Source organism: Pseudoalteromonas sp. MQS005 (genome assembly GCF_001661605.1).
Classification (GTDB): Bacteria; Pseudomonadota; Gammaproteobacteria; order Enterobacterales; family Alteromonadaceae; genus Pseudoalteromonas; species Pseudoalteromonas tetraodonis.
Window position 1 is genome coordinate 1 of the sequence record NZ_LYRQ01000075.1, and the last position, 15,959, is coordinate 15,959.

Here is a 15,959-nt window from a genome sequence, read left to right on the forward strand (position 1 = left end):
ACATTGTAAATGCAATATTAAATAATAAAATAAATAAAATATTCAATTGATATGTTAAAAGTTGTCTATATAATGCGCAAAAATCGTTTGTTTAACTCGTTCAAATAGGACCACCTGATGAAAACTCAATTACTTTTAGCCGCCTCTCTTTTTGTTTCTGTAACTGCTACTGCGCAAAGCAATACGTATTACAGCCAAGACAACAAATTAGAGTCTAATTTATGTGTTGTAAGCGCCAATGAGGGGTTTTCGGCTGCTCGTAAAATGGCAGCAAAGCACGGTGTATATTTATCGCGTTATTCAAAAAGTATCCTATGTAACGGTCAAGACATCCGTGACATTGCAAAAAAAGAAGCAGCAACGCAATCAGTTGTGTCTAAAGTAGAAGTATTTGCAAAAGATTCACACCAAGAAACACAGTTATGTATGACTGCATTAAAGCAAGGCTTACAACCAGTACGTAAGCAAATTGGTAACTTAAATTCATTAAAGTGTAATGGCCAAAGCGTTACTGATTTTGTTAAGCGTTACCAAAACGCTGCAATCTAAATTACCGTATTAGATATAAATAGCTCGGTTCTTACCGAGCTTTTTTTTTGCAAAAATTACCAGAGTAGCTTGCAAAAATTGCATTATTAAATATCGTAATAGAAGTTGTTCTTGGTTAATTGTTTGATTTTAATAGTTTATTTTTTTGGCATCGTATTTGTATTACTAGATTTGAAATTTATTAATACAAGGATACGTCTGATGAAAAAATTAACGATAGCTTCTACTGTTTTAGCCGCATTGAGTTTAGCCGCTTGTTCTTCAAATCAAGGTTTAGAAAAAATCGACAGTGATTTTGCAAGCTTAGATAACGACAGCGATGGCTTTATTTCTAAAACAGAAGCCGACGATGATAGTATTTGGCAGCACTTTTCAAATATAGATACAAATATGGATAATCAAATAAGCCGTAATGAATATGATGCTTATATGCAGCTAAATGCTGGGAAAGTTGCTACAGATAGTGAAGTGAGTGAGTCTGCATTTAAGGCTGATATTGCGAAGTTTGATAAAATAGAAAATGACTTTAAAAGCTTAGATAATGATAGCAACGGTTTTATTTCAGTTTCTGAAGCTGACGATGATGATATTTCAAATCATTTTGGTTACATGGACAGCAATAAAGATAAACGAGTAAGTAAAAAAGAGTTTAATAGCTATATCAAAAAGCATGGTGATTCTGTTGCAGAGGACGATGCACTTGAGCAATTTAAAAATAGCTAAATTACATTATTAAATACACTTGATACCAAGCCAGTGTTTTTCACTGGCTTTTTTATACCTATAAAATGTTATTTTATTAATATGTTTTCCTAGTTTGCCGTTGTTCTGTCATAATAGATGGCTGTGTGTTTTTATTAACTTTAGAGTGATTATGGTTGGTCGGCGAATTAGTGATGAACAATTAATTGAAATCATTGAAGCGGCGATTTTTGTGGCAGGCAAACCCGTATCAAAACGTCATCTTAAGGACACGGTTTTAAACGACTTAGCAATTTCTATGGCGCGCATTAATGATGCTGTAGAGACCATTCAAGTTCACTATCAGACGCGTGGAATACGTTTAGTTGAAGTAGGCAGTGGCTATCGTTTTCAAGCGTGCAGTAGTTTAAGCCCATGGTTGAGTAATTTATGGCAAGAACGTGCCCCTAAATACTCGAGAGCTTTACTCGAAACCCTGTCGTTAATTGCATACAAGCAACCCATTACCCGTGGTGAAATTGAGCAAGTGCGGGGTGTAGCAACTGGCTCAAATATTATTAAAACTCTGCTTGAAAGAGAGTGGATTAAAGTAGTTGGGCATAAAGAAGTACCCGGTAAACCGGCACTTTATGCAACGACTAAACAATTTTTAGATTATTTTTCGATAACGGGACTTCATGATTTACCCGCATTGCCAGAGCAACAGCAAAGTAAAATTACCCAGTTATTAAGTGATCCTTCTGTGAGAGAACCATCCGAATGAGTATACAAGGTGAAAAGTTACAAAAAGTCCTAGCCCGTGCAGGTGTAGGCTCACGCCGTGAAATGGAAAAATACATTGATGCAAATCGTGTGAGTGTAAATGGTAAAGTAGCTAAGTTAGGCGACAGGGTTGAAGAAACCGATTTAATTCGTGTTGACGGCCATACCGTTAAAATAGAAGAAAAAGCAGACAGAATTTGTCGTGTAATTATGTATAACAAACCAGAAGGCGAGTTAAGTACGCGTAAAGACCCTGAAGGCCGTAGAACCGTTTTTGACCGCTTACCTCGTATTGATGGCGATCGCTGGATAGCAGTAGGCCGATTAGACGTGAATACCTCAGGCCTAATGCTGTTTACCAATGACGGTGAATTGGCAAACCGCTTAATGCACCCAAGCTATGAAGTTGAACGCGAATATTCAGCACGTGTATTTGGTGAAGTCACTGACGAAACAATGAAAAACTTACTGCGTGGCGTAGAACTTGAAGATGGCCCCGCAAAGTTCACTGGTATCAAGCCTATGGGCGGTGAAGGTATTAATCGTTGGTATAATGTAACGCTTAACGAAGGTCGTAACCGTGAAGTGCGTCGTTTATGGCAATCACAAGATGTGGAAGTATCACGTCTTATTCGTATTCGTTACGGTAAATTAGAGCTTGATAAGCGTGTACCGCAAGGTGGCTGGATTGAGTATGATTTAGATACGGTTAACTATTTACGTAAAACAGTAAAGCTTGGCAAAGAAACACAAACTAAGCTGTCGGTTATTCCTGAAAAGCGTAAAGACAAGCGCGCTAAAATAAACCAAATTCGCAAGGCGGTTAAAAAGCACAATCAACGTGTAAAACCGACTAAACGTAAGTAATTAAAGCATAAAACAACAAAGCCGCTTTTTATAGCGGCTTTTTTACGTTTAAAACTAAATATTACTTTTTAGCTTGTGCGTCTAACGATTGGCCATTGATATTTTTTGAGTCATCACTCATTAAATACAGGTAAGTTGGCATTAAATCTTCAGGTGTTGCTAGTAAATCACGATCTTCACCTGGAAATGCACTTGCACGCATTGATGTACGTGTTGCGCCTGGATTGATGCAGTTAACACGGATTGGCGTTTTTTCAACTTCACACGCCCATGTTTGCATCATACCCTCTACCGCAAACTTAGAAATAGCGTAAGGTCCCCAAAATTCTCTTCCTTTACGACCTACACCCGATGAGGTAAATACCACTGAAGCACTTTTTGACTTACGCATTACAGGGAACAACGCTTTGGTGATCATCGCTTGTGCAGTTACGTTTACTTTCATTACATTTTCGAATGTTGATGAACAAAAGTGCTCCAACGGCCCTAAAGTACCTAAAATACCCGCGTTATTTAATAGTCCATCAAGGCGGCCAAATTGGCTCTCGATAGTTGCAGCAAGGTCGCGGTAGTTTTGTTTAGTTGCACCTTTTAAGTCCATAGGCACAATCGCTGGCTGTGGGTAGCCTGCATTGACGATTTCGTCATACACACATTCTAGTTTATTAGTTGTTTTTCCTAATAAAATAACGGTTGCACCATGTTTAGCATAAGTAATTGCTGCAACACGGCCGATACCATCACCTGCGCCTGTTATCAAAATTACTTTGTCTTTAAGTGCGTTTTCAGTTGCTTGATAGGTATGCATAAAAGTACCAATGTTTAAATTTTTTTTGATTTTAACATAGCAAATCGACAAGTAATCGAATTTATTACAAATTTAGGTGGCGAAACTAGAAAGTTTACGTTAAGTTTAACTGGTCTAATGTCTCATTAATATACTAGCTACATTATTTTAACTTAATTACACTGGCTATAAACACACTATAAAAATAAGATTTGTGCGGAGAACACTATGAAAAAAATGCTACTCTCGCTCTCAGTTGCAGCTGCATTAGCAGGCTGTGGCGGCGGAGAAACGTTAGAAGATGTTAAAAACGATTCAGTTACAGTTATTCCAAAAGCTACGGTAAAATTTGACCCTGCAAATGGTGTAATTTCGGTTCCTAATGATTTATTGATGAGCGGTACGCGCGATGGCACATTAAACATTCCTGGTGAGCTAAATGACGAAAATGTTTCTATCCCTCGCGCTGCGTATGCGGATCCGCAACTTGCACTAGGGGCACTTGATGGCTGGTCTACGCAAGTTCCTTTTAAAATAGATTTAACGTTTCCACCGGGCATTAGCCTAGATGAAACGTCTGCAGCTTCACCAGGCTCAGTACGTATTTTTGAAGTGATCATGGGTGCAAGCCTAACAGATGCCGAATGCTCACAAGCACCAGCCGGTGCTGCATGTAAATTAGTGGGCGAATTAACCTTTGGTGTTGATTTTGTTACACAAGGCTCTGGAGACGCGGTTGCAATTATTCCACTTAAGCCATTTAAGGCTGGTAGCTCGTACATTAATGTATTAACGACTGGGCTTAAAGATTCAGAAGGTCGCTCAATTGAGCCATCATCAACATATGCGACTGTTAAACAAGAAGCGCCGTTAGTAACGCCATCACAACTTGCGCTGCAAGGGGCTGTTAACAGCTACGAAAACGTAGTGGTAAGCTCAGGAAATATCACCAAAGACGATATCATTTACTCAGCTGCCATGACAATGCAATCAGCAGGTCCTGTGCTTGGCACGATTAAAAAGGTTTTAGCAGCAAGCTTAACAGAGCCAACAATTCCAACGCCTGCGTTGCAAATTCCAACACAGCCTATGGCTAATGTACAACAAGCGTTTGCAATACAAGGTGTAACGGTGCCTGACGTATTCCAAGTAGCACAGTATCAAAAAGGCAGCATCCAGCTACCTATGTATTTAGGTACACCTACGGGTAAAGAAATCAGTGATTTAAATGATACTTACTGGCAAGGTATGTGTGACAGTGCCGTTGCTATTTTAGGTTACAAAGCGCAAGCGGGTGAAGCGTTCCCAACTGATCCCATTAGCACTAACGATGCGATGTGTGCTGCTTTGAGTGATGGACAGCTTCGTGACTTAGGGCTTGATAGCACTAAACACTTAACTAAATATAACTCACTTCCTAAAATGCAAAGTATGGAAAATGTGCCAGTACAAATTACCAAACCGATTTTACCGGTTGTTAATGCGTACCGAACAGGCTTAGGTTTAGAGCCTTTTGCTGCTATGCCAGAAAATGGCTGGCCAGTGGTTATTATGCAACACGGTATTACCACACAAAAAGAAAGCATGTTAACGCTAACAGCGCAGCTTTCATTGCAAGGCTTTGCAACGGTTGCAATTGACCATCCTCGTCATGGCGAGCGTGGAATAGATGTTGATGTTGATGGCACAGATGACTTTAACGCAACATCAGGCTCTGTACTTAGTTACATGAACCTAAGCTCGTTATTGGTCGCTAGAGACAGCTTACGCCAGTCAAGTGCTGACTTACTTGGTTTACGTTTAGGCTTAAACTTCAGTGGTGATAGTTCACTCAATTCTAGAGATGTATCTTATATTGGCCATTCACTGGGCTCAATTGTAGCGCCTGCATTTATTGCACAAGCGAATAGCCCATTGGCTGATCAAGTAGACCCACTCTTTAAAGTTAATGCTGTTGCATTGGCAAGCGGCGGTGGCGGTATTGCTAGCTTCTTATTAGAGTCAGCCGCGTTTGGTCCATTTATTCAAGGCTCTGTACTTTCTCAAGCTGGAACTGCTGAAGCTGACGAGTTTAATGCATTCTTAAATGCTGGTGCGTTATCAAACTGTGGCGCCTTGTTACCAGACATGCAGGACTTCTTAAGCTGTGGCTTTAATGAATTTGCAGCATCGCTAACGATGGCGGGAGAAGCTGATAAATTGGCTAACATTAAGGGCGTGATGACGCAGTTTGTATTTGCAGCTCAAACCGCATTGGATAGTGGCGACCCGACTAACTATGCAGCAACGGTTAAAGCACTAGAAACACCTGTGTATATGAATGTTGTTGTTGGTGATGGTACTGATAGTAACAAGCCAGACCAAGTTATTCCGCCGATGACTGCTAACAATCCAATTGCAGGTACACTACCTCTAGCTAACTTTATGGGGTTAGAAACAGTGAGTACATCTCAAGCACCAACAGAGATGGGCGCTAGCTATTTAGTTAAATTTAACACAGGTCATCATGGCTCGGTATTGACACCGGCGCAAGATGAAAGACAGTCGTCTACAGCAGCGGGCAGCGCCGCAGCTAATGCAGAAATGCAATTGCAAATTGCAACTTATCTAGCATCGCGTGGACGTTTATTATCTGTATCAGATACTGACATTGTGACTAATTAATAATCAACCACTCAATTAAGTCTAAAAAGCCACTGTATAGTGGCTTTTTTTTATTTTAAAGCATGCTAAATTGGCTGAAATTTATAAACGGAGAACACAGTTGGAATTTTTATACGAGTACGGCTTATTTTTTGCAAAAACCATTACCTTTGTTATTGCTATTGCTGTGATTTTAACCTTAATTGTAAGCTCGGCTGTTAAGCCAAAAGCGAAAAAAGGTGAGATTGAAATTGATGACCTATCAGAGCAGCTGACCAATATAAAAGAAAGCTTTTTAAATAATACGCTAGGTAAAAAAGAGTTAAAAGCCTATCAAAAACAACAAAAAGCAGAGCAAAAAAAAGCGGACAAAGAAGCGCCTAAATCACGACTCTATGTTATTGACTTTAAAGGCAGTATGGACGCACATGAAGTAGAAAGCTTGCGCGAAGAAGTGACCGCGATAATTTCGATAGCGGATGCAAAAAAAGATAAAGTGTTAGTTCGCCTTGAAAGTGGTGGTGGCGTGGTACATGGCTATGGTTTAGCCGCATCACAATTACAACGTTTAAAGTCAGCCGGTATTGAGTTGACTGTATCAATAGATAAAGTCGCCGCCAGTGGTGGTTACATGATGGCTTGTGTGGCTGATCATATTATTGCAGCACCGTTTGCAATTGTTGGCTCTATTGGTGTTATTGCACAAATTCCAAATTTTAATAAAATTTTAAAGAAAAATGATGTCGAGTTTGAGCAAATTACGGCGGGTGAATTTAAACGCACGTTAACTTTATTTGGTGAAAATACCGATAAAGCCCGTGAAAAGTTCCGCGAAGAGATAGAGCAAACTCATGTATTGTTTAAAACTTTTGTGAGCACTCAGCGCCCAAGATTAAATATGGATTTAGTGGCAACGGGTGAACATTGGTTTGCAACCCAAGCAATTGAAAAAGGGTTAGTCGATACTATTAAAACCAGCGATGATGCGTTGTTAGAGCAACAACAGCAATATCAAATTTATAAAGTGCAATACAAGATTAAAAAAGGATTAAGTGACAAGCTGGCAATGGGTTTGAGCCATGGTGTGAATAAAGCGGGTGTAAGTTTAATGTCAAAGTTTAAGGCGTTAAACCCTTAATAATTTAATCACTCAAACCCAACAAAAAAGCCTTGTTACTTAACGAAGTAGCAAGGCTTTTTTTATGACTATTGTCAGAAATACTAATCAATAGATTTGTGGTAGTCCTCTAAATCTTTTGCTGCATTTGGGTCGTTAAAGATACTTTCATCTAGTTCACCTTCGCTTTTAGCGACGACACACGTAACCATACAGTCACCCGTTACGTTTACTGCTGTACGGGTCATATCAAGCAATCTGTCTACACCAATAATAATGGCGATGCCCTCAACAGGTAAGCCAACTTGGTTAAGTACCATGGCTAGCATAATTAAACCAACACCAGGTACACCCGCCGTACCAACAGAGGCAAGCGTTGCAGTTAGTATCACCATTAAGTAATCAGAAATAGTTAAGTCAACACTAAATACCTGAGCGATAAATACCGTAGCCACACCTTGCATAATTGCGGTGCCATCCATGTTAATGGTTGCACCAAGCGGAATAGTAAACGAAGCGACCGAATTATTAGCGCCAAGCTTTTTAGTTGCCGTTTCAAGTGTAATAGGCATAGTCGCGCTTGAACTTGAGGTACTAAAAGCAAATAAACAAGTGTGCTTCATTTTAGCCAAGAAAGTGAGCGGGTTTAGACCCGTGAGTATTTTTAGCAGCAGGGTGTAGTTTACAAATGCGTGTAGTAATAAGGCTAATACAACCACGCCAAAGTACTTAGCTAAACTCACAATTAAGTTTAGTTCAATGGTAGTGAACAATTTAGCCATTAAGAAAAATACGCCGTAAGGGGCAATGTTCATTAGCAAAGTAACCAGTTTTAAGATAACGGTGTTTAAGTCTTCAAATACAGTAGCGACACGTTTACCTGCTTTTCCGCTAAGTGCCATTGCAATACCGAATAATAGAGCAAACACAATTACTTGTAACATGTTGCCCTTTGCCATTGCTTCAAAAGGGTTGGTAGGGAACATATCAATAATTACGCGAGCTAAAGTAGGCGCTTCTTTGGCATCATAACTTGCTTGAGAGGGTAACCCAATGCCTTCACCTGGGTTAAATAGTAACGCTAAGGTAATCGCGACTGTAATCGCTATTGCCGTTGTAACTAAGTATAAACCAATTGATTTACCGCCTAAACGGCCTAGTTTCTTCGGATCGCTTAAACTGCAGGTACCACATACCAGCGATACAAATACTAAAGGCACAACCAGCATTTTCAAACTGGCTATAAATATTTGCCCACCTACATGGAAAAGGCCATCAACAAAAAAGGCTTTAATTGGCAAAGAGAATAACCCAAGAGGAATTAGGTAATCGTCTTCACCAGCTAATATAGCCTGAAATATAAAGCCTACTGCAACACCAAGCACCATACCAATCATGATGCGAGTAGTTAAACTCATTGAACGGATTTTAGACATATTTCCAATCTATTTTTTATAAATTTGGCATAGACTAACAGCATGTAATTTTTTTTACAGAAAAAACGTCAACTTTTTAAAAATTTTTATCAAAAAAAGGAGTAAAAAACTGAGATTTTAGACTAAGTTATAGGTTAACATTAAGTAAATAAGTTTAACTTAGTAATAGCGCAACGGAGAAACCTATGCCTTTAACTCGTTTGCTCAGCATTATATGGCTCAGCACATTACTCATAGCCTGTGGCGGTGGTGGCTCACTGGAAAAAGAAAGTGGAACCGTTGGTGGTGATACTGGAGGCACCGGTGGAGACGTTGTCGAACAAGCAATTCAAGTTGAACTTGATTTTGAAGATAGAATTGTTACTGCTGATAACCCGCTAGAGGTGGTTGCAACGGTAACCGGAAGTGATGGTCAACCTGTTGTGCGTCAAGAGGTAAGCTTTACCACAACACTGGGTTCTTTTATACCGGCTACAGGTAGCGCTTTAACAAATTCCAGCGGTGTTGCAACTATCGAGCTTAGCGCGGGTAGTGTTGAAGGAGCAGGAACCATTGTTGCAAGTTACGAAGATGCCACAAGTAAACTTGGCTTTTACACGGCAGGTGATGAGCCTCAATCGAATGACTCAACCGCAAATATTGACATTAAAATTTTACAAAACTGCCCTGATAGCTGGTTAAATATAGACAGAGATTCTATAGAGCTTGATCCATCTGAATGTTCTCAAAATAGTAATTTACTCGGGCAACAAGCTATTGTATACGCAAAAATCACCAAACCTGGCAGTAATACGCCAGCAAGTAATGTACTTGTTCAAGCGACAACAACGCTAGGTATTTTATTACCTGAAAGCTTAACGGCTAAAACGGATGCGTTTGGTGTTGCTATTTTGAATTTATTGCCTGGCAGCAGCTCAGGTGTTGGCCAAGTTGAGTTAACCGCTCAGGGCGGCGTTGCGAGTGCTTTATTTGAAATTAACGCTGTTCAAGTAAATGTCAATTTAAGCGCGGGTATTGCAACTGGTGATGTGTTGTCTGCAGGTTCTACTACTATTATTACCGCTCAGATTGTAGATAGCAGCAATAACTTATTCACCACTCCACTTGAAGTACAATTTAACTCGGCATGTGCAGAAGAATCTACTCCTAGAGCCACTATCGATAGTGTGGTAACTAGCATTGGCGGCACGGCAAGCGCAACTTATAAAGCGGATGGTTGTAATGGTATAGATACGATTACAGCAACCGTGGTTACCGGTGGCAACGTTGCCACTAAAACAATTAATATTAATGTAGCTGCCGCTCAAACGGGTTCAATCGCGTTTATGGGTGTGACCAATCAAGTGTTAGCTATTAAAGGAGCTGGCGGTCAGACTCTCACTGAAAACTCAGAGCTTACCTTTAAACTTTTAGATATTAATGGTAACCCTGTTGGTCAAAAGCAGATTGATTTTGCTCTTTCGCAAAACCCCGGCGGCGCGTTGCTAGACAGTGCATTTCAGTTTACCAATAACGAAGGTTTAGTAACTGTAAATGTCCGCTCAGGAAGAGCCGCAGGAGTTTTATCTGTTATTGCATCACATCAAGTTGTGAGTGGCGATACATCACAAAATAATGTGATTTCTATTGTGTCAAATGACATAACCATTACCACTGGTGTGCCAGATCAAGACAGTTTTACGCTTGCAGTGCAAACATTTAATATCGAGTCATTAAATGAAGCCGGGGTGACAACAGACTTAACTGTATTTGCAGCCGATCACTTTAATAATTTTGTTCCTGATAACACGGCAATTTATATAGCCAGCGAAGGTGGTGCAGTAGGCACAATAGATGATCAACAATTTACACCTTTATTACTTTGTCGCACCATAGATGGTGTGTGTAAAGCGCAGTGGCGTAGCCAAAACCCAATTCCTTATCATTACAGCATTTATAAAAACTCTGTGGCTGATAAGTGTGACCGTTTTTTTGGTCAAGCAGCACCTTGTACATTAGGTATCAGAGAGTCACAACTAGACACAAACGGCAATCTACTTACCTATCTTGATAGTAGTGGTAACCCGATATCACTTGCGGATGCGCCAAGTAATGCGCCAATAGATTATCCATTAGGTGGTCGTGTAAGCTTGCTAGCATACTCAGTGGGTGAAGAATCATTTAATGATGTATCTGCTAACGGTGAATTTAATCAAAACGAGTTTGATTCTACATTACAAGATTTACCTGAAGCATTTATAGATTTTAATGAAAACGGTATTTTTGACGGAAATTTACCCGCACCTGCGAACCCTGTAAATTCTAATGGCGGTGAGGATGAGTGGTATGTGGAGCGCTCTGGTGCACTAAATAATGGTCAGTTTGATTCCGGCGATGGCATTTACAATGGCTTGTTATGTAGTGACGAGGCGCTTGCTGCAAATGCATGTACGCGTGAAACAGTAAATGTACGCGATCGTTCAGAGTTAGTGATGTCTGGAAGTATACCTTACATTAGAGCTGTAACGGCTTTAGATGACTGTAGTTTAAGTGATGGTATTCGCTTAGAAGCTTCCGATATGGCGGGTATGTGTGACATAAACCTTATTGATATTAGCAATTCCACACCTTACAGCGCGATTTCAGTGACTATCTTCTTCAGTGATATTCATAATAATCCATTGCCTGCAGGTACTACAGTTACTGTCACTGCCGACAATGGTGTGTTAAGAGGGTTAACAGATTACACCGTTGTGAATACTGCTCAACAAGTGCCTATCTCTGTTTCAGTAAATATTACAAAAGAGGCTGAGCCAAATGATGTTGATTCTGGCTTTTTATACATCGAATTTGTGACCCCTGGTGGAGTGAAAACTCAATATACCGTGATGTCGATTTTAGACGAGCCTAAGGTTTAAAATTAATAAAGCATAGAAAATGCCAACCAATAAGGTTGGCATTTTTGTTTCTATTCTATATATTCCACATCAATTATTCAAAAAGCACTGGTTTGATTAAATTTACAACAGAAATTGTTTGTTTATTCAGTAAATACTGAAAAGTTTGTATTAAAAGCTTGTAAGAACTAGTGTTTGTAGATATACCTATAAATATTCGCGCCGCATGAGTCGGCTAAACACATTTAAAAAACTAGGTTAGAAATAGGCAACTATGGGCAAATCGCTAGTAATTGTAGAGTCACCTGCTAAGGCTAAAACAATTAATAAATACTTAGGTAATGATTTTATCGTTAAGTCCAGTATTGGACACGTACGAGATTTACCTACTTCAGGTTCTGGCAAAAACAAAGCACCAGCAAGCAAAACGCCTGCTGAGGTGCGTAAAATGCCACCTGATGAGAAAGCAGCGTATAAACAGCAACGTGACTATACTAACTTAGTCGCGCGAATGGGCATCGATCCTGAAAAAGGATGGGAGCCACATTACGAAATATTGCCGGGTAAAGAAAAGGTTGTTCAAGAATTACAAAAGCTTGCCCAAAATGCTGATCAAATCTATCTCGCAACGGATTTGGATAGAGAAGGGGAAGCTATTGCTTGGCACCTTCAAGAAATAATTGGTGGCGAGCCAGAAAAATATAAGCGTGTTGTTTTTAACGAAATCACTAAAAATGCAATACAACAAGCATTCGAAACCCCAGGTGAGTTAAACACCGACATGGTTTATGCACAGCAGACCCGTCGCTTCTTAGACCGTGTTGTTGGCTTTATGGTATCGCCCCTATTATGGGCTAAAGTAGCGCGTGGTTTATCAGCGGGTCGAGTGCAATCTGTTGCAGTGCGTTTATTAGTTGAACGCGAACGTGAAATTAAAGCATTTATTCCTGAAGAATTTTGGGACATTCATGCCGATGTTAAAAATAGCGAGTCTGACCTACGTTTAGAAGTCACTAAACAAGCAGACAAGCCATTTAAGCCAGTAAATGAAGCTCAGGCTAGTGCAGCAGTTAAAAGCCTTGAGAATGCCGAATATAAAGTTGTCAGCGTTGAAGAGAAACCAAGTAAGAGCCGTCCAAGTGCGCCATTTATTACTTCAACAATGCAACAAGCAGCAAGTACCCGATTAGGTTATGGCGTTAAAAAGACCATGATGCTTGCCCAGCGTTTATACGAGGGGGGTTATATTACTTATATGCGTACCGATTCAACTAATTTATCGAAAGATGCGGTTGAAATGTGTCGCGAATACGTAACCAATGAGTTTGGTGCCAAGTATTTACCTGCTGATCCGATTAACTATAGCTCTAAAGGTAATGCACAAGAGGCGCACGAAGCGATTCGTCCTTCTAGCGTATCTGTGCTTTCTGGGCATGTTGAAGGTGTGGACGCCGATGCGAAAAAGCTTTATGAGCTTATTTGGCGTCAGTTTGTGGCCTGTCAAATGGTGCCAGCTGAGTACGATTTAACCACCTTAACGGTCGCTGCCAACGATTTTACATTGAAAGCAAAAGGACGTGTTTTACGTTTTGATGGTTGGACTAAAGTGCAACCGGCAGTACGTAAAAAGAATGAAGAAGATCAATCGCTGCCTGCTGTTAAGCAAGGCGAGGTTCTCACGTTAGTTGAGCTTGATCCTAAGCAGCACTTTACTAAGCCACCGGCTCGTTTTAGTGAAGCAAGCTTAGTTAAAGAGCTCGAGAAACGTGGGATTGGTCGTCCATCTACGTATGCCTCTATTATATCAACGATACAAGACCGTGGTTATGTACGAGTAGAAAATCGTCGCTTTTTCGCTGAAAAAATGGGGGAGATTGTCACCGATCGCCTTGTTGAAAACTTTACCGATTTAATGAACTTCGATTTTACCGCTAAAATGGAAGGCCGTTTAGATGATATCGCCGAAGGTGAGCGTGTTTGGACGCAAGTTCTCGATAAATTTTACGCTGATTTTTCAACGCAATTGAATATTGCCAAAGGTGAACCCGATGAAGGCGGTATGCGTCTTAATCAAATGGTAGAAACCGACATTGACTGCCCAACGTGTGGCAGAAAAATGGGTATTCGTACTGCTTCAACAGGCGTATTCTTAGGATGTACTGGTTATAACCTGCCACCTAAAGAGCGCTGTACTACCACTATGAACTTAGTGTCGGGTGATGAAGCGGTTGCAGCTGATGTTGAAGACGTTGAAACAGAAACATTAATGCAAATGAAGCGCTGTCCAATTTGTGAAACAGCGATGGATTCATACCTTATCGATGAAACCCGTAAACTACACGTGTGTGGTAATAACCCAGCGTGTCATGGGCATGTGGTTGAAGAGGGTACGTTTAAAATTAAAGGTTACGACGGCCCTATTATTGAATGTGATAAATGTGGCGCTGATATGGAATTAAAATCAGGTCGATTTGGTAAGTATTTTGGCTGTAACAATGACGAGTGTAAAAATACCCGTAAGTTATTAAAAAATGGCGAAGCCGCGCCACCAAAAGAAGATCCCGTTCATATTCCTGAATTAGAATGTGAAAAGTCTGAAGCCTATTTTGTATTACGTGATGGTGCTGCAGGTATTTTCTTAGCAGCAAATACGTTCCCTAAATCACGAGAAACACGCGCCCCCAAAGTAGAAGAGTTACAGCGTTTTAGAGATCGTATTTCGCCTAAGTTTTACTACTTAGCTGATGCACCAGCTAAAGATCCTGATGGTAATCTTGCTATTGTGCGTTACAGTCGTAAGAATAAATCACAGTATGTAATGACTGAGGTTGATGGCAAAGCAACTGGTTGGACGGCACACTACGAAGGTGGTAAATGGGTAGAAGAGGCAAAGAAAAAAGCCGCGCCTAAAAAGAAAGCCGCCGCTAAAAAAGCGCCTGCTAAAAGTAAAGCGAAAGCAAAAGTAAAAAAAGACGATGAATAATTAATTATTCACCGCTTTAAGTAATAAAAAACCGGAATGCACAGCCTGGACAGTTCCGGTTTTTTTTGTCAAATCAAACCTATCGCAATGGCATTTCTAATCTGTTTTTTTACTTTACAGGATTAAAAAATGTAACCAATTTAGGTTCAATTCACTCAATTATTCATTAAATTTTAACAGCTGTGACTTTGTTATAGCCTTCAGATGTTAGTTCATCATTCACACACTTTAAAACATAGTTATAAAGCTCTTCATTGCTTACGTCGTCTTCTTTAGCCCAACTAACACACATTTCTGTGAATTCTTGAATCGTCTCAGCTGAAGCGTCTGTAGCATCGTTTGCCACTGCATTAGCAGCAGATAAAACGAAAAATGGTGCAACGATTAACGCGAGTAATGCTTTATTCATTTTCTTATTCCTAAAAATGGAGTAACAATCGAGTTATGCATTCATACAATGCCTACATAAAACAAGTGTAACCAAGCCAGAACATCTCTGTTGGTATATTGATTTTTAATCGAATATAAAATAAAGGGAAACGAAATATTTTTATCGTCAAGATGAGCGTATCGCGTAAAAGTGTTTAACCTTAACTAATTGTGTTACAGCTAAATTTAGGCTAATGTCGCGTTTTAATTTTTAGGTGTTCTTATGTCAGAGCCAGATACAAATAATATAAATAAAAAAATACAACCTGTTCATAAAGTAGAGCATGCTCTTGAGTCGTTTATATTCAAAGGACGCTGGTTATTAGCCCCATTTTTTGTCGGTTTACTATTTGCTGTGGTTTTATTACTAATAAAATTTTTTAAACAGCTGTATTTGATGGGGATCGCAACGTTTACTGCCAGTAATCAAGAGTTGTTGGTGGGTATATTAACTTTGGTTGATACCGCTTTGTTAGCTGGACTTTTATTAATTATTATATTCAGTGGCTACGAAAACTTTGTCTCTAAGCTTAATATAGAAAATCATGAGGACCGTCCCGTATGGATGGGAAAAGTAGGGTTTTCTGGTTTAAAAATGAAACTGATTAGTGCAATAGTCGCCATTTCAGCCGTTGAGCTACTAAAGGTGTTTATAAGCTCTGCATCTCATTCAAGTGATGAATTACTCTGGAAAGTGCTTATACACGTTACCTTTGTTGTGTCGGGTGTACTGTTTGCATTTACTGATTACTTAAATAGTAAAACAATTAGCCATTAAAAAATGCTAAAAAAACCCGAGCAGTGCTCG

At 39.8% G+C, this 15,959-nt stretch carries 12 protein-coding genes; 9 read left to right on the forward strand and 3 right to left on the reverse strand.

Annotation, left to right across the window (positions count from 1 at the left end):
* Positions 1-117: 117 nt before the first annotated feature.
* The 4 genes from A9479_RS18180 (at position 118) to rluB (ending at position 2,880) form a co-directional block, all read left to right on the forward strand.
* Positions 118-549 (forward strand): hypothetical protein, encoded by a 432-nt coding sequence (locus A9479_RS18180; protein ID WP_013464796.1) that lies wholly within the window; start codon positions 118-120, stop codon positions 547-549.
* 201 nt (positions 550-750) lie between these two features.
* Positions 751-1,272: an EF-hand domain-containing protein gene (locus A9479_RS18185; RefSeq protein WP_028835840.1), complete on the forward strand. Its 522-nt coding sequence runs from the start codon at positions 751-753 to the stop codon at positions 1,270-1,272.
* Between the two features lie 151 nt (positions 1,273-1,423).
* Complete coding sequence (gene scpB, locus A9479_RS18190) at positions 1,424-2,014, forward strand: SMC-Scp complex subunit ScpB (protein WP_064664198.1); 591 nt, start codon at positions 1,424-1,426, stop codon at positions 2,012-2,014.
* Positions 2,011-2,880 (forward strand): 23S rRNA pseudouridine(2605) synthase RluB, encoded by an 870-nt coding sequence (rluB, locus tag A9479_RS18195; protein WP_008110001.1) that lies wholly within the window; start codon positions 2,011-2,013, stop codon positions 2,878-2,880. The genes scpB and rluB overlap by 4 nt, the downstream gene beginning before the upstream one ends.
* Positions 2,881-2,941: 61 nt before the next feature.
* Here the strand turns inward: rluB and A9479_RS18200 are convergent, their stop codons facing one another.
* On the reverse strand, positions 2,942-3,688 hold the full coding sequence (locus A9479_RS18200) for a YciK family oxidoreductase (RefSeq protein WP_028835839.1): 747 nt from the start codon (positions 3,686-3,688) through the stop codon (positions 2,942-2,944).
* A 207-nt stretch (positions 3,689-3,895) separates the two neighbouring features.
* On the opposite strand from A9479_RS18200, the gene A9479_RS18205 reads away from it, so the two are divergent.
* Complete coding sequence (locus A9479_RS18205) at positions 3,896-6,331, forward strand: VolA/Pla-1 family phospholipase (protein ID WP_028835838.1); 2,436 nt, start codon at positions 3,896-3,898, stop codon at positions 6,329-6,331.
* Positions 6,332-6,431: 100 nt separating this feature from the next.
* Entirely contained in the window at positions 6,432-7,448 is a 1,017-nt protein-coding gene (gene sohB / locus A9479_RS18210) for a protease SohB (RefSeq protein ID WP_064664200.1), read from the forward strand.
* An 83-nt stretch (positions 7,449-7,531) separates the two neighbouring features.
* Here sohB and A9479_RS18215 read toward each other — a convergent pair whose 3' ends face one another.
* A complete protein-coding gene (locus A9479_RS18215; protein WP_013464802.1) occupies positions 7,532-8,863 on the reverse strand; it encodes a dicarboxylate/amino acid:cation symporter in 1,332 nt (443 codons plus the stop codon).
* A gap of 185 nt (positions 8,864-9,048) precedes the next feature.
* Between A9479_RS18215 and A9479_RS18220 the strand changes: the two genes are divergently transcribed.
* Positions 9,049-11,760, forward strand: coding sequence for an Ig-like domain-containing protein (locus A9479_RS18220; protein WP_064664199.1), 2,712 nt, complete (start codon positions 9,049-9,051; stop codon positions 11,758-11,760).
* Positions 11,761-12,013: 253 nt separating this feature from the next.
* Positions 12,014-14,722, forward strand: coding sequence for a type I DNA topoisomerase (gene topA / locus A9479_RS18225; RefSeq protein ID WP_016899533.1), 2,709 nt, complete (start codon positions 12,014-12,016; stop codon positions 14,720-14,722).
* A gap of 166 nt (positions 14,723-14,888) precedes the next feature.
* On the opposite strand, the gene A9479_RS18230 is transcribed toward topA, so the two are convergent.
* On the reverse strand, positions 14,889-15,131 hold the full coding sequence (locus A9479_RS18230) for a hypothetical protein (RefSeq protein WP_016899532.1): 243 nt from the start codon (positions 15,129-15,131) through the stop codon (positions 14,889-14,891).
* Positions 15,132-15,374: 243 nt separating this feature from the next.
* On the opposite strand from A9479_RS18230, the gene A9479_RS18235 reads away from it, so the two are divergent.
* Complete coding sequence (locus tag A9479_RS18235; protein ID WP_016899531.1) at positions 15,375-15,929, forward strand: TIGR00645 family protein; 555 nt, start codon at positions 15,375-15,377, stop codon at positions 15,927-15,929.
* The last annotated feature ends 30 nt before the right edge of the window (positions 15,930-15,959 follow it).